This is a genomic window from Streptomyces coeruleorubidus, from assembly GCF_028885415.1.
Classification (GTDB): Bacteria; Actinomycetota; Actinomycetes; order Streptomycetales; family Streptomycetaceae; genus Streptomyces; species Streptomyces coeruleorubidus_A.
This window is the reverse complement of sequence record NZ_CP118527.1, coordinates 9,177,445-9,203,433: the sequence shown is the minus strand read 5'-3', so window position 1 is coordinate 9,203,433 and position 25,989 is coordinate 9,177,445. Positions and strand designations below refer to the sequence as shown.

Here is a 25,989-nt window from a genome sequence, read left to right as displayed (position 1 = left end):
AGCGTCACGGGTAGCGCTGCTCCATCGTCGTGCGCAGCAGTTCCAGGGAGTCACGAGGCTTGAGCGCCTCGTCCGCGAGGCGGTCCAGCGCGATCCGGTACTCCTCCGTCTCGTCGAGGTCCTCTAGGAAGTTCGCGCTCTTGATGTGCTCCAGGTAGACCACGTCGGGGAGATCGAGACCACCGAAGCGCAGATAGGTGACCGGGATGGCCGGCGCCGAGGCGTTCGTGACGTTCAGCGGGACGATCTGCAACGTCACGTTGGGGCGTTCGGCCATCTCCACGAGGTGCGCGAGCTGCTCCCGCATGACCTGCGTGCTGCCCAGGACGCGCAGCAGCACGGACTCGTCCATGACCGCCCACAGCTGCGGGGCGTCCGGCCGGAACAGCAACTGCGCCCGGCGCCGGCGCAGTTCGACGCGCCGCTCCACCTCACCGGCCGGCGCGTTCGGCAGCCCCCGCTCCACCACGGCCCGGGTGTAGGCGGGTGTCTGCAACAGGCCGGGCACGTACTGGATCTCGAAGGTACGGATGGTGGCGGCGGCCTCCTGGAGTCCGACCAGACGGTCGAACCACTCGGGCATCAGCCGCTTGTCGTACCGCTGCCACCAGCCCGGCTCGCCGGCGCGCTGCAACAGCTTGAGCAGCACCGAGGCCTCGTAGTCGTCGGTGCCGTACAGCCGGAGCAGCGCGCGGACGTCGTTCTCCGTCGGCGGGCGGCGGCCCTTGCCGGACTCGATGCGGGACAGCTTCGCGGCGCTGAAACCGACAGCGCGCGCCGCCTGGTCCTGGGCGAGCCCGGCGTCCTCCCGGAAGCCTGCCAGCTGCACACCGACCAGCATCTTCAGCAGAGTCGGCGCCGGCTCGGGCCTGTCCAGGTAGGGTTCCAGACGGGAGATGCGATGCGACGCGGCGGACATCCTGACTCCCAGCAGACCGGCACAAGGGCGACTTACACTATCGCACTTCACCGGGCGTCCCCGCATCCCTCGAAAAAGCCCCAGGGAAGTGAGGAGTTGAGCTCCACATCACCATGCGGGCTTCACAGCTTGGGGGCTTCACAGCAGGTGGTCGAACTCGCCGTCCTTCGCCCCGGCCAGGAACGCCGCCACCTCCGCCGCCGTGTAGACGAGCGCGGGCCCGTCGGGGTCACGGGAGTTGCGCATCGCGATCCCGCCGTCGACGAGAGGGGCGACTTCGACGCAGTTGCCCTCGGCATTGCTGTGCCGGCTCTTGATCCAGCAGGCGTCCAACGAGCTTGCCTGCACTCCGTTCTGCACTGGTGGCACCGCGGTCTCCTTGCTGTTCTCGTTCGTGTCCCGGCTCGCATACCCAACGCGGCTTGATTTTCACGCAATTTCTCGTGCAATTGCACGGGAGGGCCGTCAGCGTGGATAATAGCTGCGGCGTCAACCCCTGTGCTGACGCCGCGTCCTGACCTCGCATCGGGGAGATGCCGTGTCATCAGCTGCGCAGCACGTGCTCCGGCCGCCGAACGGGGCCGCGGCGCACGCGGGCGCACCCGGCACGAGCACCGGATTCCCGACCGGCCCGCACACGGTGACGTCGTACGAGACGACGCCGTACGGGACCCCGCCCCCGATGCCGGAGACGATGCCGCAGCCCTCCGGTGCCCTTTCCGCCTCGGCCGCCCTGCGCGTCGAGTGCAGCAGGGAGGGGTTCGCGCGCGCCCGGTCCTTCACCCGCGACACATTGCATGTCTGGTCGCTCGACCACCGCTGCGACGACACGACCCTCGTCATCACCGAACTCACGGCCAACGCCGCGACGCACGCGGCGCCGGGGACGACGGGCGCGCCGGGTACGACGGGTGCGCCGGAGATCCGGCTCGGATTCCTCCTGGACCCCACCCACCTGCTGGTCACCGTCTCCGACCCCGACGACCACCCGCCCGTGTACGCCCCCGCCGGGTCCGCCCTGCAGGAGCACGGCAGGGGCCTGTGCATCGTCGACGCCCTGTCCGAGGAGTGGGGCTGGACCCCCTGCCCTCCGGCGGGCAAGACGGTCTGGGCCAGGTTGTCGACCCGTCCACCCATCTGACACGACTGCCGCGGAAAGGCCCCACGCCATGCGCAGCGCTTCGACGGAACACCCGAGCAGCGAGCGCCCACAGCGCCCCGACGCCCCGTCCGGGGTGGCCGGGAACACGCCGCTCACGGCCCTGGACCGCGTGCCCTGGGGCGACATCCAGGACTCCACCGGTTCGGCGGCGGCCATTCCCCTCCTGCTCAACGGCATCGCCTGGGGTGACGCCGACACCGCCCGCTCCGCACTCGACGACCTGCGCAAACGGATCTGCCAGTTCGGCTTCGTCGTGGAGCAGGCGACGGCGGCCACGGTTCCCTTCCTGTGGGAGCTGGCGAAGCTGCCGCAGGTGACCTGTCGCGCCCAGATCATCCAGTTGCTCAAGAACATCGCCGACGCCCGGCAGTGGGAGAGCACCGCCGCCGTCTATCCGAAGCTGCTGAACCGCCGGGAGAACCCGGTGGTGTGGGAGCGTGCGGCGCGCCAGGCGGTGCGGGCCCGGCGCGACGAGCTCGGCCGGCTGATGGCGGACGAGGACACGGAGATCGCCCGGGCCACGACCGAGCTCGCCCGCTCCCTGGCCACCTGAGGCCGCGGGACTTCCGGGGGGGTCCCCGGTCCGTGCGCGACCCCGGGCCGGACACGGTGCGCGGGTGTCCCGGGCGCCGGGAGACGTGACGAAACGGTGAGGGCCCCCTGTCACCATGGGTGATGCCCCTCGCCTCGCGCGGCCGGGCAGTGTAGACATGGCACATGGTCCGACTCTTGGGTCGATCCGGGACTCGATCGCCCCTGCGGCCCGGCGCTGCGCCGTCGAAACGGCAGCGGCGGGAGGCGGGCCCGTCGCGGTGGCATCCGGTGGCGGGGCTGCGGTCGGTGCTGGGCGGACGCAGCGTCGCCGCACAGGTGTTCCTGCTCGTCGTGGTGATCGTGCTGCTGCTGGTGGTGGCGGCCGTGGTGGCGCTGGTCCTGCAAGTGCGGCACGACACGACCCAGGAGGCCCGCAACCGTTCGCTCGCCGTCGCGGAGACCTTCGCCAACGCGCCGGGCATGATCGAGGCGCTGGAGAGCCCCGACCCCACGGCGGTGCTCCAACCGCGTGCCGAGGCCGCCCGTGAGCAGTCGAAGGTCGACTTCATCGTCGTCATGAACACCGACGGCATCCGCTACACCCACCCCAAGCCGGACCGCATCGGGAAGAAGTTCGTCGGGACCCTCGAGCCCGCGCTGGCCGGGAGGCCGGTGACCGAGCAGATCACCGGCACGATCGGCCCCCTCGTGCAGGCCGTGGTGCCGGTGAAAGCTCCGGACGGCCAGGTCGTCGGCCTGGTGTCGGCCGGGATCACCACCGCCAACGTCGGTGGCACCGCCGACCGTCAGCTGCCGCTCGTACTGTCCGCCGCCGCGGCGGCGCTCGTCCTGGCGACGGCGGGCGCCGCGCTGGTGAGCAGGCGGCTGCTGCGCCAGACCCACGGGCTCGGGCCGCACGAGATGACCCGGATGTACGAACACCACGACGCCGTGCTGCACGCCGTGCGCGAGGGCGTGCTCATCGTCGACGACGGGGGCACCCTGCTGCTCGCCAACGACGAGGCGCACCGGCTGCTCGGACTGCCCGCCGACGCCGAGGGCCGGCACGTGCTCAGCCTGGGGCTCGACCCCGGCACCGCCGAACTGCTGGCCTCCGGGCGCGTCGCCACGGACGAGGTGCACCTCGTCGGGGACCGGCTCCTCGCCGTGAACCAGCGCACCACGGACCGTGCGGGCGTCCCGCCCGGCAGTGTCGCCACGCTGCGCGACTCCACCGAGCTGCGTGCCCTGTCCGGCCGGGCCGAGACCGCGCGGGAACGGCTCAACATGCTGTACGACGCCGGGGTGGGCATCGGCACGAGCCTGGACGTGACCCGTACGGCCGAGGAGCTGACCGAGCTGGCGGTGCCCCGGTTCGCCGACTTCGCCACCGTGGACCTGTTCGACGCGGTGCTGAGCGGCGGGCAGCCGGACGCGGCGGCCACCCTCAGCCGTACGGCGCTGAGCGGGGTCCGCAAGGACGCTCCGCTCTACCCCGTCGGCGAGCGGATCAGGTTCGTCCAGTCCTCTCCGCAGGGCCGCAGCCTCGACACCGGCCGCCCCGTCCTGGAACCCCGGCTGAGCGGGGCCCCCGGCTGGCAGGCGCAGGACCTCGAGCGTTCCGCGCAGATCGTGGAGTACGGCATCCACTCCCTGATCACCGTGCCGCTGCGGGCCGGCTCCCTGGTGCTGGGCGTGGTCAGCTTCTGGCGCTACGAGAAGCCGGAGCCCTTCGACACGGACGAGCTGGCCCTGGCGGAGGAGCTGGTCGCGCGGGCCGCCGTCTCCATCGACAACGCGCGCCGCTACACCCGCGAGCACAGCATGGCCGTGACGCTCCAGCGCAGCCTGCTCCCCCGGAACCTGCCCGAGCAGGACGCACTGGACATCGCCTACCGCTATCTGCCCGCGCAGGCCGGGGTGGGCGGCGACTGGTTCGACGTGCTGCCGCTGTCGGGGGCGCGGGTGGCGCTCGTGGTCGGGGACGTCGTCGGCCACGGGCTGCACGCCGCGGCCACCATGGGGCGGCTGCGCACCGCTGTGCACAACTTCTCCGCCCTCGACCTCCCGCCCGACGAACTCATAACCCTCCTGGACGAGCTGGTCGGCCGTATCGACCAGGACGAGACGGAGGAGGAGGGCAGCGCCCCGGTCACCGGTGCGACCTGTCTGTACGCCGTGTACGACCCGGTCTCCCGGCGCTGCACCGTCGCACGGGCCGGGCATCCCCCGCCGGCGCTGGTCCATCCCGACGGCAGTGTCGAGTTCCCGGACGTGCCCGCCGGTCCCCCGCTCGGGCTCGGCGGTCTGCCGTTCGAGACGGCGGAGCTCGAGCTGGCGGAGGGCAGCCGGCTCGTCCTTTACACCGACGGGCTGGTCGAGGACCGGGAGCGGGACATCGACGTCGGGCTGGACATGCTGCGCGAGGCGCTGAGCCGGTCCGGCCAGTCCCCCGAGGCCACCTGCCGGACCGTCCTCGACTCACGAGTCACGGCCCGCTCCAGCGACGACATCGCCCTGATCGTCGCGCGCACCCGGGCACTCGCCGCCGACCAGGTCGCCGAGTGGCCGGTGCCGGCCGACCCGGCGGCGGTGGGCAAGGTGCGGGCGGCGGTGACCCGGCAGCTGGCCGAGTGGGGGCTGGACGAGCTGACGTTCACCACGGAGCTCATCCTGAGCGAGCTGGTCACCAACGCGCTCCGGTACGGCGGCGGCCCCATCCACGTCCGGGTGCTGCGCGACCGCAACCTGATCTGCGAGGTGTTCGACAGCAGCAGTACATCGCCGCATCTGCGGTACGCGACGATGACGGACGAGGGCGGGCGGGGGCTGTTCCTGGTCGCGCAGCTCGCCGAGCGCTGGGGGACGCGCTATCTGCCCGCCGGGAAGGTGATCTGGGCGGAGCAGCCGTTGCCGTGAGCGGTCATCGGCTCGTGCCGGCTCGGGGGCGCCGGCCGATCCGGTCCACCACTCCCACCGCCACCAGTCCTTTGACGTCGGTGTACTTCTGGCCGCCCCGCAGCTCCCCGTCCACCCATTTCCCGCCCTTGGAGCCTTCCTGGCGCAGGCTGAGGTAGGCGTATGTCCTCGGGTCGAAGACGAAGGCGAAGTACAGGCCGGGGTGCGACACGGCGATGCCGCGGCGCCCGAGTGCGTCCACCGCGTCGTGGTCCAGCTCGATGCCGGGCAGTTGGGCGACGGCCTCGAAGGCGGCGGCCTGAAGGCCCGGCGGCATCACACGCGGGCCGCGCATCAGCAGGCAGGCGTTGAGGTAGGCATCCTGGTCGGCTTCGGGACTGCCGCTCGCGCCGAGCCTGAGATAGGCCAGGAGCTTGTCCGGGTCCGTGGGCCACTTCCTGAGCTTCGCGTACTCGGTGGGCGGCCAGCGCACCCGGTGCTCGCCCAGGGGTGGTTCGTCGAGGATCCTGCCGAAGTAGCTGTACCGGGAGGGCTTGGAGCCGTCGACCGACAGCCAGCTCTCGTCCGTGAACCGCTGGGTCTTCCCGCTCCTGAGGAACGTACGAGTGGTGATCTCCTTGGTGTAGAGGTACTGGTCGTTGCGCGGGACCGGCAGGTTCGCGCTGTCGAGGCGTGACCTGTCCGCGGCCCGGTGCAGCAGCCGGACCGCCCCGGCCGACGCCAACTGCGGTGTGCCGGACTTCCGTTCCTCGCCGCCCGTCGTCAGGACGACCGCACCGGTGGCCGCGGCCGCGGTGGCCGTCGCGGCGATCGCGGTCCTGATGACGAGTCGCCGGGGGAAGGAGCCGGGGCGGCCCGGGCGGGTCTCGCGGTCGATGGCGTGCAGCAGGCGGGTACGGGCCTCGGTGCGGGCCCGGTCCGTCAGCGGGGGAACGTCGGCCTCCAGTTCGCGCACCAGGGTCAGGTCATCCACGAGCGCTCTCCTCCGTCTCGGTGTTCTTCTCCTGCTCGTCCGTCCCGTCGTCCGGGGCGGTGGGGTCCGACCCTCCCAGTGCTTCGCGCAGTTTCTTCCGGGCCCGGTGCAGGCGTGAGCGCACGGTGCCCACCGATGTCCAGGGCCTGGGCGGCCTCCGCGTAGTCGAGGTCGCCCCAGGCGATCACCAGCAGCACGTCGCGGTGACGGGCGGGCAGCTCGGCGAGGGCGCCCGCCAGTGCGGCGCGGAAGCTCTCGGCGCTGACCCGGGCGGCCACCCGGTCCGCCAACGGCTCGGCGTCGCCGCTGCGTTCGCCGGATGCTTCCGAGGCGGCGCGGGACAGTGCCCGCAGGCCGCGGGCCTCGGCGCGACGGTGCTGCCCGACGAGGTTGGTGGCGATGCCGTACAGCCAGGGGCGTGCCAGCGGCCGCGCCGGGTCGTAGTTGTGGCGCCGTTGGAAGGCGATCACGAAGGTCTCGGCCATCAGGTCGTCGGCCGCCTCGGTGCCGAGCCGCCGGGCGATGTAGCGGTGGATGTCGTCTGGATGTCGTCGGCGTAGCGGTCGAAGAGGGCCGCGAACGCGTCCGGATCCTCCCGGGACCGCCCGATCACCGACGCGTCGGACTCCTCGCGCAGGCCTGGGGCGTGGCGGGCTCCGACGCTCGGGAGTGCGGTCACCGGTCGCCTCTCGGGTTCATGGGGCTTCCTTCGACGTCACGGGCAGGGTCGTCTCCTGTTCGCCGATGCCCGCGTTCGGGTTCCCGGGGCGCGTGAGAGGGTGCGTCAGGCCGGACAGTCGGCCACCAGACCCCAGGCCCCAACATAAGGCCCCCTACGACAGGTCATAAAGTCGCCTTATGAGCTCATAGACCGGACCCGCGTACCAACTTAGGCATGCCTCAGTTTAGGCTTCACGGCGAGATCGCTTGTCGCCGCTCGAAGGGAACCTGACCATGCCCCGCCCCCTGCGGGTAGCCATCGTCGGATCCGGCCCCGCCGGGATCTACGCCGCCGACGCCCTGCTCAAGTCCGAGGTGGCCGCCGAACCCGGCGTGTCCATCGACATCTTCGAGCGCATGCCGGCGCCGTTCGGCCTGATCCGTTACGGCGTCGCCCCCGACCACCCGCGGATCAAGGGCATCATCACCGCCCTGCACCAGGTCCTCGACAAGCCGCAGATCCGGCTCTTCGGCAACGTGGACTACGGCACCGACATCGGCCTGGACGACCTGCGCGCGTTCTACGACGGCGTGATCTTCGCCACCGGCGCGATGGCCGACCGGGCGCTGCCCCTCCCGGGCATCGACCTCGACGGCTCGTACGGTGCCGCGGACTTCGTGTCCTGGTACGACGGTCACCCGGACGTGCCGCGCACCTGGCCGCTGGAGGCGGAGAAGGTCGCCGTGCTCGGCGTCGGCAACGTCGCGCTCGACATCGCGCGCGTCCTGGCCAAGACGGCGGACGAGCTGCTGCCGACGGAGATCCCGGCGAACGTCTACGAGGGCCTGAAGGCCAACCGGGCCAAGGAGATCCACGTGTTCGGCCGCCGTGGCCCGGCACAGGCGAAGTTCAGCCCGATGGAGCTGCGGGAGCTGGACCACTCCCCCAACATCGAGGTCATCGTCGACCCCGAGGACATCGACTACGACGAGGGCTCGATCGCGACCCGGCGCGGCAACAAGCAGGCCGACATGGTCGCCAAGACCCTGGAGAACTGGGCGATCCGCGACATCGGCGACCGGCCCCACAAGCTCTTCCTGCACTTCTTCGAGTCGCCGGTCGAGATCCTCGGCGAGGACGGCAAGGTCGTCGGGCTGCGCACCGAGCGCACGGAACTCGACGGCACGGGCAACGTCAAGGGCGCCGGCACGTTCAAGACCTGGGACGTCGACGCGGTCTACCGTGCGGTGGGCTACCTGTCCGACAAACTCCCCAAGCTGCCCTGGGACATCGACTCCGGCACCGTCCCCGACGAGGGCGGACGAGTCATGCAGGAGACCGGCGAGCACCTCCAGTCCACGTACGTCACCGGCTGGATCCGGCGCGGCCCGGTGGGCCTCATCGGTCACACCAAGGGCGACGCGAACGAGACGGTGGCCAACCTGCTGGACGACTACGCGAACGACCGGCTGCACACGCCCGCCACCCCCGCCCCCGAGGCCGTGGACGCGTTCCTCGCCGAGCGGAACATCCGCTTCACCACCTGGGACGGCTGGTACAAGCTGGACGCCGCGGAGAAGGCGCTGGGCGAGCCCGAGGGGCGCGAGCGCGTGAAGATCGTCGAGCGCGAGGACATGCTGCGGGCGAGCGGCGCCTGACGTCCCAATACACCCTGCGGGCGGGTCCGGTGGCAATGTCACCGGACCCGCCCTTATGCGTTCTTGAGCCGTGTACGATCCGGGTGCTTCACCAAACCATCACATGACCTTCATCAGAGGGTCACGCAAGGGGGACGAACATCCATGCGTATACGCCTTGTCGCCACCACGGCCGCCGCTGCCGGAGCCCTGGCCGCCCTGACGGCGGTTCCGGCCCAGGCCGCCGAGTACAACTCCGCGCTGAAGATCCGCGGGATCCAGTACGACGCTCCCGGAAGGGACTCCAACAACTGCTCGACGGGGAACACCGACGAGGAGTACCTGACGATCAAGAACTACTCGCGGTCGACGACCGTGAACCTCAAGGGGTACGTCGTCAAGGACGCCGCGGGGAACAAGTTCACCTTCACCGCGAGCCACACCCTTCAGCCGGGTGACTACGTGAAGCTGCGCGGCGGCAACGGAACCGACTCCGACGCCAAGAACGTCGTCTACCGCGACAACTGCAACTTCATGTGGAACAACGACAAGGACACGATCTACGTGTACAAGCCGTCCGGCAGCCCTGCCGACGTGCACTCGTACACCAAGAGCGGATCCGACAAGGACGGCAACGGGTACATCACGTACCACGGCTGAGCCTTTTGCCGAACCGGCAACAGGCTTGGCGTGCGTCGCGGCGGGCGCCGGATGATCGGTGGACCGAGCGCCACTCTCCGGACCGCAGGAGGATCCATGTCGCAGACGTCCGCCGGCGACCGCACGCACCGCCTCGTCCCTTCACCGGCCGGCCGCGTCCACCTCGTCGAGCAGGGGGACGGGCCGCTGGTACTGCTGCTGCACGGATTCCCCGAATCCTGGTACGCGTGGCGTCATCAGCTGCCGGCCCTGGCCGCCGCGGGCTATCGCGCGGTGGCCGTCGACGTCCGCGGCTACGGGCGTTCGTCCCGGCCGGCGGCGGTGGACGCGTACCGGATGGCCGAACTGGTGGAGGACAACGTCGCCGTGGTGGAGGCGCTGGGTGAGCGGTCCGCGGTGGTCGTCGGGCACGACTGGGGTGCGACGATCGCCGCGACGTCCGCGCTGATCCGGCCCGAGGTGTTCCGCGCGGTGGGGCTGCTGAGCGTGCCGTACACGCCGCCCGGCGGCCCCAGGCCCAGTGAGGTGTTCGCGCGGATGGGCGGCGAGGAGGAGTTCTACGTCTCCTACTTCCAGCGGCCCGGCCGGGCCGAGGCGGAGATCGAGCCCGACGTGCGCGGCTGGCTCGCGGGTTTCTACGCCGCCCTGTCCGCCGGCACGATGCCCGAAGCCAGTCCGCATTTCGTCGCCCGCGGAGGGACGCTGCGCGACCGGTTCCCCGTCGGCTGCCAGCCGAACTGGCTGAGCGAGGCCGACCTGGACGTCTTCGCCGGGGAGTTCGAACGCACGGGAATGACCGGCGCCCTGAACCGCTACCGGAACATGGACCGGGACTGGCAGGACCTGGCGGACTTCGCCGGCGCCCCCGTCACACAGCCGTCGCTGTTCATCGGCGGTGGCCTGGACGCGTCCACGACCTGGCTGGCCGACGCGATCGAGGCGTACCCGGCCACCCTGCCCGGACTGACGGCCTCTCACATCCTCGACGGCTGCGGACACTTCCTCCAGCAGGAACGCCCGGCGGAGACCAACCGGCTCCTGACCGACTGGCTCGCCGGCCTTCCCCAACCGTAGGTGCGGCGATCCGGTGTGCCGGGGCCCTCCGCGACATGCCGATGACGGAGGGCTCCGGTCCGGTGGTGCCGGCTCAGACCTCCAGGTCGTTCTCGATCCGGCGGAGCTGGTGGCGGGCCATCGCCAGGTTCGCGCGGCTCGCGTCGAGCACCAGGTACAGGAACAGTCCGCTGCCGCCGCGTCCCTTGAGCAGGCGGATCAGGTGGTACTGGGAGTTCAGAGTGATCAGGATGTCCTCTATCTCCTCCTGCAGGCCCAGGAGTTCCATGGTGCGCAGCTTGGCCCGTACGACATCGGTGTTGCCGGCGGCGGCGACTTCCAGGTTGAAGTCCTTGCTGCCGCCGAGCGTGCCGAGCGCCATGCCGCTGGTGTAGTCGACGAGTGCCACGGCCGTCGCTCCGTCGATGGAGCTCAGGCATTCCTTCAGCGCGGTCTCCGTGTTGGCCATGCGGACGGTTCCTTTCGTTCGGTGCTTCGCTTCTTCGGTCGGTCGGAAGGTTCGCGAGGTCGGGAGGTTCGGGAGGTTCAGATGCCGGTCTGCGGGCGCGGCTGGTGGGTGGGCCGCTGCGGGGTGCGTACCGGGAGGGTGCCGATGGGACGGGCCGTGGCAGGGGGCGCCGTCGCGAGGTGTTCGGCGGGCTCGGGCCGGTCGGCGTGGCGGCCGGTGCCCGGCCCGACGTGCGTGGCCACCAGGTCCGCGATCCGGGCGCCGCTGCGCCGGCCCTCCAGGTGGAGGCGGCCGACGTTGACGCGGTCCCCGGCGAGGAGGGTGAGGACGGCGGTCGCCCCTGCCGCGTAGGTGGCGACGTAGCCACCGGAGCCGCGCACCAGCAGCTCGCGGAAGTCGCCGCGAGCTGCGGCGTCGGTCATGCGGTGGGCGACGCCGAGGGCGGCGGCGGTGAGCGCAGCGAGTCCCTCCGGTTCGGTGTCCGGGACGTCGTGGGCGAGGACGAGTCCGTCGACGGTGGCCGCGAGCGAACCGGTCAGCCAGGGTATGCGGGTGCGGAGCCGACGCAGTTCGTCGAGGACGTCGGTCTCGACGGCCATGAGCAGTCTCCTTTCGGCACGCTGTCGTCGCGCGCGGATCACAGTGCCTCCAAGGCGTGCAGGAGCCGTCGCAGCAGTGCGGTGTCGGGCTCGTCCGGTGCCGTGGGACGAGGGGCGGGGCCCGGCTCGGCGAACACGGGGGCGGTGGCGGTGGCAGGGGCGGGGGCAAGGGAAGGGGCGGGGGCGGGGGCTTTGGGGACGACCAGCCCGGCGGCGGCCAGGCGGCGGAGTTCGACGAGGGTGTGGAAGGTGCGGCAGGCGAGGGCGGTGGCGATCTGTGCGGCGGTGCGGACGCCGTCGACCTGGGTGAGGGTGCGGCTGCGGCGGACCGGCAGATCCGCCGGGTCGGGGCCGGGCACGCGGGCGAGCGGGGCGAGGTCGATGGCGGGTTCGGGCCATATGCGGTGCAGCAGTTCGCGGCGGCGTCTCGACTCGCGCAGGACCGTGTCCACCGGCACGGCACGGACCGCGCCGAGCCAGTGCGAGACTCCGGGGCGGAAGCGGAGCGCCGGTCCGTCGTGGGCGAGGACGAAGTACGCCGCGTCGAAGAGGGCGCCCAGATGGCACAGCTCCAGCGCGCCGGCGGCGAGGTGGCCGCTGTCCACCAGCTGACGGCCGACGCGGCAACGGCGGCCGGCCTGGTCGATCGCCTCCCACCAGCCGGCCGGGGCGAGCGCGCCGCTGTGCGTGAGCAGGTCGCCGATGTCGGGGGTGAGGGCGGACTCGACATGGACGACGTGTCCGGCGGCGAGGTAGACGATCCCCGCCTCGGTGGAGAGGGCGCCGCTCGCGCCCTGTGCGGCGAGGGTGCCGAGCAGGGCCGAGGCCGGTTCGTCCGTGCGTGCGGTCCGGGTCGGTGTGATCATCCGAGCACCAGTCGGTCCGCCATCTCGGCCAGCCGGATGCGGGCCAGTGCGAGGTTGCCCTCGCGGCGGTCGAGCCATAAGTGCAGGAACACGGTGCTGTCGAAGGTCGTGGTGACGAACCTGAGCAGGTGGTACGAGTCGGTGTTCGTGATGATCAGGTCCTGCACGGGTGGTTCCTTGCCGGACGCTCCGCCCGCGTCGCCGCCGGCCGGGGCGAGCGCGCCGCTCTCCGTGGCGAGGCGGGCGAGTTCGGCGGTCTCCGCGGCCGTCGCCTCCAGGTCGCCGCCCGGTGCGTCACCCACCGCGCCCAGGGCGAGACCACTGATCCAGTCGACCACCGCGGCCCCTCGCGCACCGGGCAGCCGCATGGCCTCCAGCAGACTCTCGTCGATTCCGGGCACGCCGAATCCCCTCCCCTGCACGGCTGTTCCCGTGAACGTGAGCACGACACTACGGAAAGTACTCGGCCCAGGTGAGGGCTTTGGCATTTTCCAAAGGAATGTGCAGTGGAGCGGGCAGAGGTACGAATGAGATCGATCCAAAGCGAGCGGAACCTGTCCCGTCACGCTCCAGGGCTTCCGATCTATAGCCTGACCTGCGCTTTAGCGAGCCGGGCCCTGCAATCCACGCTCCACCGCGAGTCGCATACTTGCTGGCTTTACTGACACGTCATCAGATCGAACCCTGTGGCTCTCGCCGCCCCCTCGGACACGGGTGACGACGATGCCGACAGGCCTGCGCAGCAGCGCGCGCCGACCTCCGTAAAGACGCGCGGCGGCGCTCGGCGCCTGGATCGTCTTCGAGGACGAGGTCGGAGTGTCGAGACGCCGCCGACCGCCCGCACCTGGGCACGGCGCGGATCCGATCCCTGTCCAACACCGCCTCACCACCCCTGACCACCTCATCCGCGTGGTCAAGCGCGGCTTACGCACCATCCAGTGCCGCAGCGACCTCATCGGCGGATGCCTCACCGAAACCGGTCTCACCATCAAACCCCGACAACCACACCCAGCATCGCGCGTTCAGGCTCGATAACCGAACCTGGTGCATCGGATCAACCGCTCACCACATCAAAGAGACATGCTCTGGCCCGCGCCTCGTCGGCATTCCTGCACGAATGCGGCGTTGTACGCTCGTGCGCCCGGCGAGCGTTCCGTTGACTGCCTGGAGCCGACGGCGAGGAGTGTGGCATGAGTGGGGTGCAGAAGCTGAGCAGGGCCCCCGCCCCTGACCCGACATCCGACATGATCCAGGCCAGCATCGGAAAGCGTTTGGATGACGTTGCCAAAATCCTCGCCGGCGCCCTCGTCGCCGTCACGGGAGTCATGACCGCACTCGGGCTCCGCAGCGAGTTTGTCTTCGTTGCTCTCAACAACGAGTCGTGGCCGATCTATGTGGCCTCGCTCTGCGCCATCGTCGCCATCGTGTGCAGCATCGTGGCTCTGCTCATTCACCCCACACGGCGGGGCAATCTGTGGGAGACCGCTGTGCTTGTTCTCGGTGTGGTCTTCTACATGGTGGCGCTGAGCGTGGCGGTCATCGGCGCGGCCAAGGCCGCCGGGGGCAACGGTCGGCCGAGCATCACGGATGTCAGGGTCGACGGTTCTCGATCTTCGTTGCGACTGAGCTTCGAAATTCGCGCCGACGGTGTCGAAACGTGGTCGAGTATCGGAGTCTACGTAGCCGCCGAGACGGCTGACGGCGAGCCGGTCGACGAGGGCGTCGACCTCTACTCAAGCTCCCTCCGGCCGAACGACAAGGGCGTGGTCGAGCAGCGGATCAACATTCCCCTCTCGCCCCCGCCACAGGCGGGGGCCATCCACATCATCGCCCTCAACGCTGGTGACGGGACCGAGGACGAGTGTGAAACTCGCACACAGCAGGGGCCGGCCTGTACGACCTACTTGCTCCCATAGCCAGCGTCTTCATCCGGGCTGAAGCGCGTCTCTTCAGTGTGTTGAGCGGCTGATCCCATACCCCCGGTTCGATTACTTCGGGTGTGACGGGGAGGGGCATCGCGACGATCAAATATCGCTAGTGCCGTGACCGCATAGGTTCGCCGGGTTGGCGACAACGGCCAATGCAGATGGTGCTCCAGAGGTAGGCGACAACCGCGCGCCTGTACCGAGCGGTGCGTACTACGCAAGGCGGAGGCGTCAGCCCTGAGATCCCAGGGGGTGTTGTCGGAACGTCGCCAGCCCTTTCGCCTGCGGTCGCCTAGGGTCGCGGGCATGTCACAGCAGAGCCGCAGCATCGTCCAGAACGCTTGGAAGGCATTCGCCAGCCACGACGCTGACCGAATCGCCGCGGTCTTCACCGAGGACGCCGAGTGGCTCGCGCCGCCAGGCAACGCTACTGCCATCGCCCTGGATGCCCCCAGCCACATGGTCGGCAAGCAGGCGATCGTGCGCTTCCTCGCTGAGGACTTCCCCCGCTTGTTCGTGCGTGACGTCGCGGTCACCTTCCACGAGTTCCACGCCCACGGCGAGCGGGTGGTCGTGGAGGAGACCATGACGGCGACTCTGGCCAACGGCAACCACTACGCCAACGACTACTGCTTCGTTTTCGAGCTCCGGGACGAGCTGATCCACCGGGTGCGCGAATACATGGACACCGCCCGCGGGCACCGCATGATCCTCGGCGCGGTGCCGCAGTAGTCCCTCCTCGGCCTGGCCGCGGTGCGGTCAGGCCCCGACGAACTGCAGATCCACATCGGGGACCTTTTCCGGACTAAGAAGGCCGGCCCCCCGCTTGAGTACCGCGACGGGGAGCACCGACGTCAGGTGTTCGTGAGCAGCGCCGAGACGGCCGTCTCCGTGACTACACCCGTTTCGCCCCCGAACGCTGCGGCAGCGAGCCCTCCGCCCTGGCGCGGGGAGAACCGATACGGTCCATCTGCCTCCAGGCCGGGAAGATCACCGGGCACAGCGTGGCGAGCAGATACACACCGCCAACCGCCAGCAGCGTGGAGGACAAGCCGACCGAATCCACGAGGGAGCCCGCGGCCAGTCCGCCCAGCGGAGTGACCATCTGCACCGAGGCCGTTGTCGCGCTCAGCACGCGGCTGCGCAGTTCCTCCGGCACCGTCTCAAACGTCACGGTGGCCATGATGGGGTCTTCACCTGCTGGTCCGCGATGTCGGGTAAGTGAGCGTAACCATGTGTGAGTGAGTGTCGTTGTCGGGGTGTGAATCTGACGGAATGGGCGAAGACGCAGGGCGTGCATCCGCAGACCGCGTATCGCTGGTTCCGTGAGGGGACGTTGCCGGTACCGGCTCAGCGCGTCGGGCCGCGCACGATCCTGGTGAACATCGACGCGAACACCACGCCCGAGGCCATCGGTGGTCTGGGCCTGTACGCCCGCGTGTCCTCGCACGATCAGAAGACCGATCTGGAACGCCAGGTCGCTCGGCTGTCGGCGTGGGCAGTGAAGGCCGGTCACCGAGTCATTCGTGTTGAGGCGGAGATCGCTTCCGGGATGAACGGCTGCCGTTCCAAGGCTCAACGTCTGCTGGCCGACCCGAACGTGACCTGCGTGGTGGTGGAGCATAAGGACCGGCTCGGCCGGATGAACGTCGAACTTGTCGAGGCCGCCTTGTCCGCGACGGGCCGTCGCCTGCTGGTGGTGGACGACGGCGAGGTCGAAGACGACCTGGTGCGGGACATGGTGGAGGTACTGACGTCGTTCTGCGCCCGTCTGTACGGGCGCAGGTCGGCGAAGAACCGCGCCCGCAAGGCACTGGAAGCGGCCGAACATGGCTGACCTCCGCCCGATCGCCGCGCCGTTCGTCGCTCTCGGCCCGTCCGGTGTGGCGGTACGTACCCGGCTGGGAGACCTCACGCCCGCGGATGAGAAGGTTCTGCGCTTGGTGGGTGCGCACCTGGGCTCGCTCGCCTCGAAGGACCTTAAAGCGCGTTGCGCCGACGGCCTGGAGCACTCCACCGAGTCATGGGCGGCCCGTAAGCGGGACCTGACGGCCGAGTCGTCGTCCAGGTGGGCCGGGTCGATCACGAAGGCCACGCATGACCAGTGGGCGCTCGCCCGGCGCGGCCAGGCCGCGCACGTCCAGTCCCTCGAAGCCGGTATCACGACGATCCGGCACCGGCTGTCGCTGCCGGTCGGCCAGAAGGGCACCAAGCGGACTCCGGGCGGCTACCGCTCAGCACACGAGTGGTTTAACAAAGCGCGCCGCCTGCATGTGTTGGAGGACCGGCTCGACAGGGTTCGGGCCGACCGGGACGCGGGCCGGGTGCACGTCGTGCGGGGCGGTAAGCGTCTGCTGGGCACCCGTAACAACCTCCACAAGGCGCAGCTCACCGAGGCCGAGTGGCGTGAGCGGTGGGAAGCCGGGCGCTGGTTTCTCCATGCGGACGGCGAGTCGGGGAAAAGGTTCGGCAACGAGACGATTCGCATCACGCCCGAGGGCGAAGTGTCGATCAAGCTCCCGGCCCGGCTCTCCGACCTGGCGAACGCCAAGCACGCGGGTGCCTGGTACAACCACACGATCGAGTTCCAGGCGAAGGGCAAGGCGGTCGAGGACGTCGTCCAGCTCTCCGGCGCGCCGGGCGAGCGCGAGATGTGCACCACGAAGTCGGGCGTCCGCTCGGGCGCCGACTTCAAGGGAAAGACCCTCGGCGTCACCGACCTGGGTTCCGGTACCGACACCCTCACCCAGTTCCTGGCCGCCAAGAAGGGCGTCAAGGCCGGCCAGTTCCACCGGATCGGGGTCGGGGCGGGCTCCACCGCCATCGCCGCGCTGCAGAACGGCAAGGTCGACTGCGTGATGACGACGCAGCCGACGGTGGCCGCGATCCAGAAGAAGGGCGTCGGTACCTCCGCGATCGACCTGGCCACCACCTCCGGCGCGACGGCGGCGATGGGCGGTGCCTATCCAGCGGCCAGTGTGCTCGCCCGCACCGACTGGGTGAACTCGCACAAGGCCACGGTGCAGAAGGTCGTCGACGCGCTGGTGGCCACCATGCACTGGATCAACACCCACAGCGCGGCCGACATCGCGAACAAGCTGCCCGCGTCGTACGTGTCGAACCAGCTGGTGACCAAGGCCGACTACATCGCGGCCCTGACCGAGGACAAGGGCCAGTTCCTCCCCGACGGCCTGATGCCGGCCGGCGGCCCGAAGACCGTTCTGGCCACGGAGCAACTGGTCGGCAACGTGAAGTCGTCGGTGGACCTCAGCAAGACGTTCACCAATGACTTCGCCATCCAGGCCAACAAGACCGAGGGCTTCAAGACCACCACGACCCCGGCCGGGTCGAACGGCTGAGCCAGAGGACACGTCTTCGAATCGGTCGAGGGCCTGATCGAAGTATCGAGTCGGTCAGCCGGAGGCCATTTCGTACCGATGGAGCGGTCAACAGGGCGCCAAGCAGTCGCCTCTGCCCGGCATGGTCTGCTTAGGCTCAGCTTGGCGCCGGTCCCTCGAACCGACACAGCAGCAAAAGCGGTGGGCCGTTCACCCGCACAGGGCCTTCTCACCCGCACGCACGGTCACGCCTCTTACGACCGGCTCCGGCATGCGTATCTCACTGAAGGCAACAAGGATGAGCGATTACCGTAGCGGGACTCCTTCGCAAAAGGGGCCTGCGGGCGGACAGCCCAGGATGACCCGAGCGGAGATGCGCAGGGCCGCCCAGACGGCGAACCGGCGCTGGCCGCGCAGGACGACGGAGAGACACGGCCCGGGTGTGCGTCCGGCCGCTTCCTCCCGGCGCGGGACGTCCGGGAGGAAGCGGCTGATCGACTATCCGCGGGCCGGCAGACGCGGTCTGCGGCGCTGGCTGCCGTCCTGGAAGCAGGTGTCGACCGTCCTCATGCTGCTCGTCGGCGCCACGGTCGGCGCGGTTGGCTTCGCCTACGCGACGGTGTCCGTTCCGAGCGTCAATCCGAACACCCAGCTGCAGAACAACGTGTTCTACTGGTCGGACGGCTCGCAGATGGCCAGCGTGGGCCAGGTGAACCGGCAGAACGTGAGCCTGTCGCAAGTTCCGTCCGATGTGCAGTGGGACTTCCTCGCGGCGGAGAACGCGTCCTTCTACACCGACCCGGGCGTCGACCCCCAGGGCATCCTCCGGGCGCTGTACCACATGGCGGAGGGCGGCCAGGTGCAGTCCGGGTCGACCATCACGCAGCAGTTCGTGAAGAACACCTACCTCAGCCAGGACCAGACCCTGTCGCGCAAGTTCAAGGAGATCATGATCTCTTTGAAGATCGGAGCGAAGCTCAGCAAGCAGCAGATTCTTCAGGGCTATCTGAACAGCAACTACTACGGCCGCGGGGCCTACGGCATCGAGGCCGCCGCCCAGGCGTACTACCACCTTCCCGTGGAGAGGCTGAACGTCAGCCAGGGAGCGTTCCTGGCGGCCACGGTGAACGAGCCGAGCGTGATGATGAACGCCGACGACCCGCAGGCCCGCCCCCAGGCCACCGCCCGCTGGAAGTACGTGCTGAACCGGATGGCCGCCATCGGGAAGTTGAGCCCCACACAGGAACAGCGGTATCTGCGGGCGGGCTTCCCGGTGCCAAAACCGATGTCCCGCTCCGGCTCGATGAGCGGGCAGGTCGGCTACCTGGTCCAGATCGCCGAGCAGTACGTCGAGCAGCACTCGTCCATCAGCGACCAGCAGCTGAACCAGGGCGGCTACCAGATCTACACCACGTTCGACAGGCACCAGGTCGCCGAACTGAGCGCCTCGGTGGCCAGGATGCGGGGGCAGCACCTGGACCCGCGGCACCGGCCGGCGGACCGGAACGTGCAGGTCGGTGCCGCCTCCGTCGACCCGGCCACCGGAGCGATCGTGGCCCTGTACGGCGGCGACGGCTGGAACAAGGGCCACTACACGGACAACGCCAACAGTTCCGGCGTGCCGGTCGGTTCCACCTTCAAGCCCTTCGATCTCGCCGCCGCCCTGGACCACGGCGCGGTCCTCTCCCCCGGCCGGCCGCCGTCGCCGATCACGCCGGAGAGCAGGTTCGACGGCGACAACGGCATCGAGATCAAGAACCAGCAGGGACAGTACCTCCCGGACGGCAGCGACCCCACCGGGCTGCTCCATCAGCAGAACGACGTCTCCACCAAGTGGGGTTACATCACCCTGCGCAAGGCAATGGAGCAGTCGGTCAACACCCCGTACGTCCAGCTGGGCGAGTACGTCGGGTACGACACCGTGGAGAACGAGGCGCTGGCGGCCGGCCTGCTGCGCAGCAGCCTCCAGTACGACACCGCCGGCTTCTACATCGGCACCTCCACCCCGTCGGCCATCCGCATGGCCGACGCCTACGGCACCTTCGCCGCGGACGGGGTCCACCACGAGCCCTACTCGGTCACCAAGGTCCTCGACGGCGGGCGGCAACTCCCGGGTTTCACCCCGCCCGCCGGCACCCGGGCCATGCCCGCCTCGACCGCCGAAACCGTCACAAACGTGCTGCGGGACGTGGTCGAGCACGGCACCGGCACCAACGCCTTGGCCCTCGGACGGCCCGCCGCAGGCAAGACCGGCACCACGGACGACTACAAGTCCGCCTGGTTCATCGGCTACACCCCGCAGCTGTCCACGGCGGTCACCATGTTCAAGGAGGGCTCCGGCAACTCGGGCCTGCGGTCCATGTCCGGAGTCGGCGGGTACAGCAAGGTCTTCGGCGCGGACATGCCCACCCAGGTGTGGCTCGGCTACATGTCCGCCGCCCTCCAGGGCCAGCCCGTGAAGTCCTTCCCTCCGGCACCGCCACTCGGACAGGGAGCCAACGAGAACGGCGCTCCGTCCGCCACCCCCTCGGCATCCCCGACCGAGTCGCCCTCGAGCACCCCCTCACCCACCACACCGGCACCGTCCCCGTCCATCACGCCGTGCAGCGACATCCCGGGCGGGTGCGCCTCCCCCACCGCTCCCACACCCTCCCCCTCGCCGACCAGTCCCGGCCTGACCGGAGGTCTCTTCGGCCCGGGAGGCGGCAAGCAGGGGAACGGTGGCGGACCATCACCACACCGATGACCTGGGGCTCCGGCGCCGGCCCCTCCAGAACGTCTCACGATGAGGTGCGCAGGCGGCGGATCCTGATCCTTACCGCTTTCACGCCCAGAAGTGAAGGAACCATGACCAAACCGTAATAACCTGTGTGCGTTCAGCGACCGTTGTCGGCTTTTGCAGGTGCTTGTCGGCGCTGTGAGAGGACCCCGCCCTGTCCACGTACGCACGAGCGCCGCGACGACACCGCATTCGCCGCCGCGCCGACATGCCGCTCATAGGCGGCGTCCGCCCGCCGGTCGCCATCCTGATGGTGCTTCTGCTCTCGGTCGCCGGATTCACCGTCTACGCCCTCGGCTCCATCCCCAGCGAGCAACTGCCGCTTGCGGTGCGGGACACCGAGCGACAGATCGCCGCGGACGCTGCCGTGTCGGTCCGGGGCTCCATCAGCGCGGAGGCGAATACGCTGCGCCGAGCTGCCGAGGCATACACCCCGACCAGTACGACCGCGCCCGCGACGGCCCTCAAGGCGATCGTCGCCGGCCGCCGATCGGACACGGCGCCGCCCTGGTCGATCCGGCCACCGGTCACCTGCTGGCCGCGAGCGGCGGGACCGTGCCGCTCGCCGGGATCGGCGTGGAGGGCCTGGCCGCAGACGCGGAGCGCACCACCGTCCCGCCGCGGCTCGTGACCGCCGTATCCGGCGCCCGCATCCTCTACTTCGCCCGGCCAGCGCGGGCAGCACGGCCATGCACTCGATCACCAGCGCGTCCGGCGTGTACGCCGCCGCCCGCCGCACAATGCCAACCGTGATATCCGCCAACCTCACACCGCAGGTCGCCGCGCTGGGAATCGCGCTGGGCCTGGTCTTTTCCCTCGTGTGCTACCTGACCACCAACCTCTCACCCGGCGGGATGATCACCCCGCTGGGTGGCGCTGACACTTGTCACCCATGTGCAGCTGGCGGCGATGATGGTCGGCGTGGCCGCGCTCACCTACGGCGCGACCCGGCTGCTGCAGCGCAACGTGATCCTCTATGGCAAGCGGCTGTTCGCCGCGGTGGTCGTGTGCGCAGTGGTGATGCAGACCACCGTGATGCTTGCGCTCAACGATCAGTTCCCGTTGCTGTACACCTCGCAGACGCTGGGCTTCATCGTGCCCGGCCTCATCGCGTACCAGCTCGTCCGCCAGCCGTTCGGGGCGACCGTGCTCTCCACCACGGCCGTCACCCTGGCCACCTACGTGATCATCGCCGCCGGGCTGCTGCTCGGCGCTGTGCCCACCACCTGACGCACCGCCTCGCACGCCTCAGGAGGACGAGATGTATCCCGACTCCAGGTCCGGTCACGGCAGGGACGGCGGCCTGACCCGCCGTCAGGTCCTTGCCTCCCTCGCCGGCCTCGCTGCGGCGGGCGCGGGCGGCGCCTACGCCTGGCAGCGCCTCGAACACCGCCCCGGCGCGAACATCCCCACGGTGGACGGCTCCGTGCCCCAGGCAAGGCCCGTGGGCGGCCACCGGTTCGAGCGGCTCGGCAACCCGGCCCGCACCGTGGTACGGGACGCCGACGGCAGCGTCGTGGCGACCTTCACCGACGGGGCCCGCACGGCCGTGCTCACCGGCCCGTCCCGCACCTTCAGCGAACCCCGCACCACCACAGCCACCGTCACCACGGACGCCTGGGTGCGCGTCCTGCCCAGCGAGTGGCGGCAGGGCAGGGAGGAGAGCTCCTGGTTCAAGCGGTGGTTCCCCGAGGCGCTGCGCGACACCAGCCCGGACGTCTTCGCGGTCGCGTTCCAGTACAGCAGCGCCGGGGCGCCGGACAAGCACGACTCCGCCGGGGTGCGCTACGCCGGCACGGCCCACTTCGGGCCGCGCAATCCAGGTGTCGGTTCGTCCCTGGACTTCGGCTACCACGACGAGCGGTCCGACTTCTACGACTACCTCGGCATTCCGTGGACCTTCCCGGACGGCAGCCGCGTCGAGCCGGAGAAGGCCCGCTACAGCGACGTCGACTGCTCCGGCTTCCAGCGCCTGGTGTGGGGCTACCGGATCGGCATACCCATGCACGACACCAACACCGCGGGCGTCGGCCTGCCCCGCCGCGCCTACGCCATCGCCGCCTACGGCCCCGGGAAACTGCTCATCCCCGACAAGGGCCGGCAGCCCACCGACCTCGGCGTGCTGCAACCCGGCGATCTGGTCTTCTTCGCCATCATCAAGAACGAGCCGAACGTCATCGACCACTGCGGGATGTACCTGGGCCTCGACAACGCGGGCCGCCCCCGCTTCTACTCGAGCCGCTCCGCCGCCAACGGCCCCACCATGGGTGACCTCGCCGGCCACGCCCTGCTCGACGGCACCGACTTCTACGCCCGCGGTTTCCGCGCCGCCCGCCGCCTGTAGCGGTACCTACCACCCCGAGCCCAACCAGCACCCCGCGAAGGACGACCCCGTCTCATGGCCACCGCTCCCCGCGCCCGGGAAACCGGCGCGCACCGCCGCAGGGCCGACCGCTCCCGCCGCAGCGACGCCCTCGACGCGGGGTGGGACAGCCCCGCGCGCTGGGAGCGCGCGAGCCTGCTCGGCGTGCTCGCCGCCGCGGCTCTGCTCTACGGCTGGGGCCTGAACCACGCCGCCGTGCACCCCTACTACGGCGCGGCCATCCGCTCCATGGCCACCAGCCGGCGGGCGTTCCTCTTCGGCGGCCTCGACCCCAGCGGCACGATCAGCATCGACAAGACACCCGGCGGCTTCTGGCCCGACGCGGCCTCGGTGTGGCTCTTCGGCCCGCACACCTGGGCGGTGGCGCTGCCGCACGTGCTGGAGGGCGTGCTCACCGTCTACGTGCTGCACCGGACGGTGCGCGCCTGGGCCGGGCCGCCGGCCGCCCTGATCGCGGCACTGGCGCTCACCGCCACTCCCGTGACGGCGGCGCTCGACCGGGCCACCATCCCGGACGAGCTGCTCACCCTGCTGCTGGTGCTGGCCGCCGAGGCGCTCCTGACGGCGGCGCGCAGCGGACGCTTGCTGCCGCTGCTGGCCTGCGGCATGTGGGTCGGCCTGGCCTTCCAGGCGAAGATGCTGCAGGCCTGGCTGCTGCTGCCGGTCTTCGTGGCGGTCTACCTGCTGGCGGCCCCGGGCGGGGCGTTGCGTCGCGTGGGGCGGGCGCTCCTGCTGGGCGCCACCGCGCTGGCGGTCTCCTCTTCGTGGCTGCTGCTGGTGCTGGCGACACGCCCGGCCGACCGCCCCTACCTGGACGGCACCACCAACAACAACCCCTTCACTCTGGTCTTCGGCTACAACGGCATCAGCCGCTTCGGCGGTGACGCCGGCGCGCTGGGAGCAGTACCGGGCACGTCCGCCAGCCGCACCACTGGCAACACCGGGTGGGGGATGCTGGTCAACCACATCGTCGGCCCTCAGATCGCCTGGCTCCTGCCGCTGGCCGTGCTGGCGGCGCTGCTGGGGGTGCTGTGGCGGGCCGGGCAGCCGCGCGGCGACCTGGCGCGGGCCGGCTTCCTGCTCTGGGGCGGCTGGCTGGCCCTGCACGTGGCCGTCTTCAGCACCTCCAACGGAAACCACGCTTACTACACCGCCGTCATCGCCCCCGCGCTCGCCGCGCTGAGCGGCGGCGGCCTGACCACCTTCTGGCGGGAGTACCGGGCACCTCAGGCCGCCTGGCATCGCGCGGTACTGCCCGCGGCGATCGCGCTGACCTCGGGCTGGGCCCTACTGCTGGACGCACACACCCGCTTCGCCGCCTGGCTGCTGCCCGTGGTCGTGATGCTCGCCCTGTGCAGCGTCGCCGCGCTGGGGCAGCGCGGGCCGCGCACGGGTTCCCGGCAGCGAGCCTGGGCACTGGCCGCCGGCGTCGCCGCCGTGCTCGTCCTCCCCACGGCCTGGGCGGTGTCCAGCATCGACCCGCTCTACGCAGGGGCCGCCACCTCCCCACTGGCCGGCCCGGTCGGTGGCAACTACGCCGACCTGCACGGCCGCGAGCCCACGTTCAGCACCGGGCTGTCCACGCCGAGCGCCCGTGACAAGGCCCTGCTCGCCTACCTGACGGCCCATCGGAGCGGCGAGAAGTACCTGCTGGCCACCCAGGCCGCGTACACCGCCGAGCCACTGCTGCGGGCCGCCTCCGATCCGCTGCTGGTCATGGGCGGTTTCACCGGGCTGACACCCTTCCCGACCGCGGCGCAGCTGAGCACGCTGGTGGGCGAACACCAGGTCCGCTACGCCATGCTGACGACCCAGCGTCCGAGCACCCCGGCGACCACCTGGGTCAAGGGCCACTGCTCACGCGTGTCCCCACGCGCATATGAAGAGCGTCGGACGGACGGGAGTTTCACCCTCTATGACTGCCGCCCGACGGCCGGCTGACCGGCGCGGTGTTCACGGGACACGGTCCTGGAAACGGATGCGGCGCAGCAGCAGTCGTCTGGCCGGGCGTTCCAGGCCCTCGTACAAGGCCCAGGACAACCCCAGCGCCACGGAGAACGCGACGACGGTGGCGGTCAGCGCGGACAGCACGCCGAAGTGCGGAGAGTTGCCGAGCAGGTTGGTACCGACCCGCAGCACAAGTAGATGGATCATGTAGAAGACGAAGGAGAGTTCACCCAGCCGCACCAGCCTGCGGTGCCGCCACAGCGAGGGGAGGCCGCGCAGGTCGGCGACGGCCGCCGCCGGGATGAGCAGAGTGAAGCCGATGAGGGTGCAGGTGGTGGCCGGGTATCCGGCGGGTACTTGGGGGACGAGGAAGTAGCCGATGATCGCCAGGGCGAGTGAGGCCTCCAGGCTGGGCCCGCGCCATTGCCCGAGACTGACCATCCGGGCGACAGCGGCACCGAGGACGAACTCGGGGAGGCGGGCCGCAGGGAAGGAGTAGAGCGGCTGGCCCAGCCAGTGGTGCGCGTCCGACCAGGCCAGCACCAGCACCGACAGCACCGACAGACCGGCCAGGACGGCCGATCCCCGGGCTCCCAGGCGGCGCAGCCAGAGAGCCAGCAGCGGAAAGACGGCGTAGAAGAATGCCTCGCAGGCAAGCGACCAGCTGACGGGATCCAGCGTCTGCCACCAGGGGCGCCACCAGGCATGCAACAGCAGCACGTTGGCCAGGGCCTGATACAGGGTGGGCTTCACCTGATGGGCCAGGGTGAGGCCCATGAGCAGCGCGATCGCGGCGGTGACGAGGTGGACCGGATAGATCCGGGCGATACGCCGCCACCAGAACGCCGGTGCTCGGTCGCCCGGCCGTGCGGACCACATCAGGACGAAGCCGGAGAGGATGAAGAAGAACGACACCCCGGTAGCCCCGGCCCCGAACCCCCACGTCGCGATACGCCCGCCGGTACCCCCGAAGTATCCGAAGTTGCGCACATGCAGCCCGAAGACCAGCACCGCCGCCATCCATCGCAGTCCCGTGAGCGACGGCAGTGAAGGCACCGGAGTTGTGGCAGCGGTCTCGACTGCGGTCGCTGTGGCGGGCGGCGTCCGGGTCGCCCCGGCCGCCGCCGCCATCACGTCACCTGCCGAGTGTTGTGCATGTGCGGCA

At 70.2% G+C, this 25,989-nt stretch carries 23 protein-coding genes and 2 pseudogenes; 15 read left to right on the top strand and 10 right to left on the bottom strand.

Features of this window, described 5'->3' with window-relative positions; all coding sequences use genetic code 11:
* Positions 1–4 precede the first annotated feature (4 nt).
* Positions 5–919, bottom strand: a complete 915-nt coding sequence (locus PV963_RS42330; protein ID WP_274821737.1) for a helix-turn-helix domain-containing protein — start codon at positions 917–919, stop codon at positions 5–7.
* Positions 920–1,057: 138 nt separating this feature from the next.
* Positions 1,058–1,288, bottom strand: coding sequence for a DUF397 domain-containing protein (locus tag PV963_RS42325; RefSeq protein WP_037673508.1), 231 nt, complete (start codon positions 1,286–1,288; stop codon positions 1,058–1,060).
* Between the two features lie 313 nt (positions 1,289–1,601).
* Here PV963_RS42325 and PV963_RS42320 point away from each other — a divergent pair, with 313 nt between their 5' ends.
* The 3 genes from PV963_RS42320 (at position 1,602) to PV963_RS42310 (ending at position 5,534) form a co-directional block, all read left to right on the top strand.
* Complete coding sequence (locus tag PV963_RS42320; protein WP_274822287.1) at positions 1,602–2,060, top strand: ATP-binding protein; 459 nt, start codon at positions 1,602–1,604, stop codon at positions 2,058–2,060.
* 28 nt (positions 2,061–2,088) lie between these two features.
* A complete protein-coding gene (locus PV963_RS42315; protein WP_274821736.1) occupies positions 2,089–2,634 on the top strand; it encodes a hypothetical protein in 546 nt (181 codons plus the stop codon).
* Positions 2,635–2,798: 164 nt separating this feature from the next.
* Entirely contained in the window at positions 2,799–5,534 is a 2,736-nt protein-coding gene (locus tag PV963_RS42310) for a SpoIIE family protein phosphatase/ATP-binding protein (RefSeq protein WP_274821735.1), read from the top strand.
* 4 nt (positions 5,535–5,538) lie between these two features.
* Here PV963_RS42310 and PV963_RS42305 read toward each other — a convergent pair whose 3' ends face one another.
* Positions 5,539–6,507: a CU044_5270 family protein gene (locus tag PV963_RS42305; protein ID WP_274821734.1), complete on the bottom strand. Its 969-nt coding sequence runs from the start codon at positions 6,505–6,507 to the stop codon at positions 5,539–5,541.
* Positions 6,500–7,186 (bottom strand): annotated as a pseudogene (locus PV963_RS42300) (RNA polymerase sigma factor). Before PV963_RS42300 ends, PV963_RS42305 begins: the two are co-directional and overlap by 8 nt.
* Positions 7,187–7,461: 275 nt before the next feature.
* Between PV963_RS42300 and PV963_RS42295 the strand changes: the two are divergent.
* From PV963_RS42295 to PV963_RS42285, 3 genes are all read left to right on the top strand, one after another.
* A complete protein-coding gene (locus tag PV963_RS42295; RefSeq protein ID WP_274821733.1) occupies positions 7,462–8,826 on the top strand; it encodes an FAD-dependent oxidoreductase in 1,365 nt (454 codons plus the stop codon).
* Between the two features lie 144 nt (positions 8,827–8,970).
* Positions 8,971–9,465 (top strand): lamin tail domain-containing protein, encoded by a 495-nt coding sequence (locus PV963_RS42290; RefSeq protein WP_274821732.1) that lies wholly within the window; start codon positions 8,971–8,973, stop codon positions 9,463–9,465.
* Between the two features lie 96 nt (positions 9,466–9,561).
* Positions 9,562–10,539 (top strand): alpha/beta fold hydrolase, encoded by a 978-nt coding sequence (locus PV963_RS42285; protein WP_274821731.1) that lies wholly within the window; start codon positions 9,562–9,564, stop codon positions 10,537–10,539.
* A gap of 73 nt (positions 10,540–10,612) precedes the next feature.
* On the opposite strand, the gene PV963_RS42280 is transcribed toward PV963_RS42285, so the two are convergent.
* The 4 genes from PV963_RS42280 to PV963_RS42265 all read right to left on the bottom strand — a co-directional run bounded on the left by PV963_RS42280 (position 10,613) and on the right by PV963_RS42265 (position 12,853).
* Positions 10,613–10,987: a hypothetical protein gene (locus tag PV963_RS42280; RefSeq protein ID WP_274821730.1), complete on the bottom strand. Its 375-nt coding sequence runs from the start codon at positions 10,985–10,987 to the stop codon at positions 10,613–10,615.
* Between the two features lie 77 nt (positions 10,988–11,064).
* Positions 11,065–11,586, bottom strand: a complete 522-nt coding sequence (locus PV963_RS42275) for a roadblock/LC7 domain-containing protein (RefSeq protein ID WP_274821729.1) — start codon at positions 11,584–11,586, stop codon at positions 11,065–11,067.
* Positions 11,587–11,624: 38 nt separating this feature from the next.
* Positions 11,625–12,452: a hypothetical protein gene (locus PV963_RS42270; protein WP_274821728.1), complete on the bottom strand. Its 828-nt coding sequence runs from the start codon at positions 12,450–12,452 to the stop codon at positions 11,625–11,627.
* Positions 12,449–12,853, bottom strand: a complete 405-nt coding sequence (locus PV963_RS42265; RefSeq protein WP_274821727.1) for a hypothetical protein — start codon at positions 12,851–12,853, stop codon at positions 12,449–12,451. Before PV963_RS42265 ends, PV963_RS42270 begins: the two co-directional genes overlap by 4 nt.
* Before the next feature lie 789 nt (positions 12,854–13,642).
* Between PV963_RS42265 and PV963_RS42255 the strand changes: the two genes are divergently transcribed.
* Both PV963_RS42255 and PV963_RS42250 read left to right on the top strand, forming a co-directional pair.
* The gene (locus tag PV963_RS42255; RefSeq protein WP_274821726.1) at positions 13,643–14,368 is read left to right on the top strand and encodes a hypothetical protein; all 726 of its coding nucleotides are present in this window, start codon (positions 13,643–13,645) and stop codon (positions 14,366–14,368) included.
* A 315-nt stretch (positions 14,369–14,683) separates the two neighbouring features.
* Positions 14,684–15,109, top strand: a complete 426-nt coding sequence (locus PV963_RS42250) for a nuclear transport factor 2 family protein (protein ID WP_274821725.1) — start codon at positions 14,684–14,686, stop codon at positions 15,107–15,109.
* Positions 15,110–15,272: 163 nt separating this feature from the next.
* Here the strand turns inward: PV963_RS42250 and PV963_RS42245 are convergent, their stop codons facing one another.
* The gene (locus PV963_RS42245; protein WP_274821724.1) at positions 15,273–15,551 is read right to left on the bottom strand and encodes a hypothetical protein; all 279 of its coding nucleotides are present in this window, start codon (positions 15,549–15,551) and stop codon (positions 15,273–15,275) included.
* Between the two features lie 87 nt (positions 15,552–15,638).
* Here PV963_RS42245 and PV963_RS42240 point away from each other — a divergent pair, with 87 nt between their 5' ends.
* From PV963_RS42240 to PV963_RS42210, 7 genes and pseudogenes are all read left to right on the top strand, one after another.
* Positions 15,639–16,214 carry an IS607 family transposase gene (locus PV963_RS42240; RefSeq protein WP_274821723.1) on the top strand — a complete coding sequence of 192 codons (576 nt, stop codon included), beginning with the start codon at positions 15,639–15,641 and terminating at the stop codon, positions 16,212–16,214.
* On the top strand, positions 16,207–17,736 hold the full coding sequence (locus PV963_RS42235; protein ID WP_274821722.1) for an ABC transporter substrate-binding protein: 1,530 nt from the start codon (positions 16,207–16,209) through the stop codon (positions 17,734–17,736). Before PV963_RS42240 ends, PV963_RS42235 begins: the two co-directional genes overlap by 8 nt.
* A 337-nt stretch (positions 17,737–18,073) precedes the next feature.
* Positions 18,074–20,461 (top strand): transglycosylase domain-containing protein, encoded by a 2,388-nt coding sequence (locus PV963_RS42230; protein ID WP_274821721.1) that lies wholly within the window; start codon positions 18,074–18,076, stop codon positions 20,459–20,461.
* Positions 20,462–20,702: 241 nt separating this feature from the next.
* Positions 20,703–21,125: a hypothetical protein gene (locus PV963_RS42225; protein WP_274821720.1), complete on the top strand. Its 423-nt coding sequence runs from the start codon at positions 20,703–20,705 to the stop codon at positions 21,123–21,125.
* A 118-nt stretch (positions 21,126–21,243) separates the two neighbouring features.
* A pseudogene (locus tag PV963_RS42220) lies at positions 21,244–21,724 on the top strand (poly-gamma-glutamate biosynthesis protein PgsC/CapC).
* 31 nt (positions 21,725–21,755) lie between these two features.
* Complete coding sequence (locus tag PV963_RS42215) at positions 21,756–22,838, top strand: NlpC/P60 family protein (protein ID WP_274821719.1); 1,083 nt, start codon at positions 21,756–21,758, stop codon at positions 22,836–22,838.
* A gap of 54 nt (positions 22,839–22,892) precedes the next feature.
* A complete protein-coding gene (locus PV963_RS42210) occupies positions 22,893–24,818 on the top strand; it encodes an ArnT family glycosyltransferase (RefSeq protein WP_274821718.1) in 1,926 nt (641 codons plus the stop codon).
* Between the two features lie 12 nt (positions 24,819–24,830).
* Here PV963_RS42210 and PV963_RS42205 read toward each other — a convergent pair whose 3' ends face one another.
* Positions 24,831–25,955, bottom strand: coding sequence for an acyltransferase family protein (locus PV963_RS42205; RefSeq protein WP_274821717.1), 1,125 nt, complete (start codon positions 25,953–25,955; stop codon positions 24,831–24,833).
* Positions 25,956–25,989: the final 34 nt, after the last annotated feature.

Coding starts and splice junctions, on each gene's coding strand:
- PV963_RS42295 (WP_274821733.1), top strand. CDS start 7,462: ATGCCCCGCCCCCTGCGGGTAGCCATCGTCGGATCCGGCCCCGCCGGG.
- PV963_RS42230 (WP_274821721.1), top strand. CDS start 18,074: ATGACCCGAGCGGAGATGCGCAGGGCCGCCCAGACGGCGAACCGGCGC.
- PV963_RS42275 (WP_274821729.1), bottom strand. CDS start 11,586: ATGGCCGTCGAGACCGACGTCCTCGACGAACTGCGTCGGCTCCGCACC.
- PV963_RS42285 (WP_274821731.1), top strand. CDS start 9,562: ATGTCGCAGACGTCCGCCGGCGACCGCACGCACCGCCTCGTCCCTTCA.
- PV963_RS42290 (WP_274821732.1), top strand. CDS start 8,971: ATGCGTATACGCCTTGTCGCCACCACGGCCGCCGCTGCCGGAGCCCTG.
- PV963_RS42205 (WP_274821717.1), bottom strand. CDS start 25,955: ATGGCGGCGGCGGCCGGGGCGACCCGGACGCCGCCCGCCACAGCGACC.
- PV963_RS42270 (WP_274821728.1), bottom strand. CDS start 12,452: ATGATCACACCGACCCGGACCGCACGCACGGACGAACCGGCCTCGGCC.
- PV963_RS42215 (WP_274821719.1), top strand. CDS start 21,756: ATGTATCCCGACTCCAGGTCCGGTCACGGCAGGGACGGCGGCCTGACC.
- PV963_RS42315 (WP_274821736.1), top strand. CDS start 2,089: ATGCGCAGCGCTTCGACGGAACACCCGAGCAGCGAGCGCCCACAGCGC.
- PV963_RS42235 (WP_274821722.1), top strand. CDS start 16,207: ATGGCTGACCTCCGCCCGATCGCCGCGCCGTTCGTCGCTCTCGGCCCG.
- PV963_RS42225 (WP_274821720.1), top strand. CDS start 20,703: ATGCCGCTCATAGGCGGCGTCCGCCCGCCGGTCGCCATCCTGATGGTG.
- PV963_RS42280 (WP_274821730.1), bottom strand. CDS start 10,987: ATGGCCAACACGGAGACCGCGCTGAAGGAATGCCTGAGCTCCATCGAC.
- PV963_RS42310 (WP_274821735.1), top strand. CDS start 2,799: ATGGTCCGACTCTTGGGTCGATCCGGGACTCGATCGCCCCTGCGGCCC.
- PV963_RS42250 (WP_274821725.1), top strand. CDS start 14,684: ATGTCACAGCAGAGCCGCAGCATCGTCCAGAACGCTTGGAAGGCATTC.
- PV963_RS42330 (WP_274821737.1), bottom strand. CDS start 919: ATGTCCGCCGCGTCGCATCGCATCTCCCGTCTGGAACCCTACCTGGAC.
- PV963_RS42255 (WP_274821726.1), top strand. CDS start 13,643: ATGAGTGGGGTGCAGAAGCTGAGCAGGGCCCCCGCCCCTGACCCGACA.
- PV963_RS42210 (WP_274821718.1), top strand. CDS start 22,893: ATGGCCACCGCTCCCCGCGCCCGGGAAACCGGCGCGCACCGCCGCAGG.
- PV963_RS42320 (WP_274822287.1), top strand. CDS start 1,602: ATGCCGGAGACGATGCCGCAGCCCTCCGGTGCCCTTTCCGCCTCGGCC.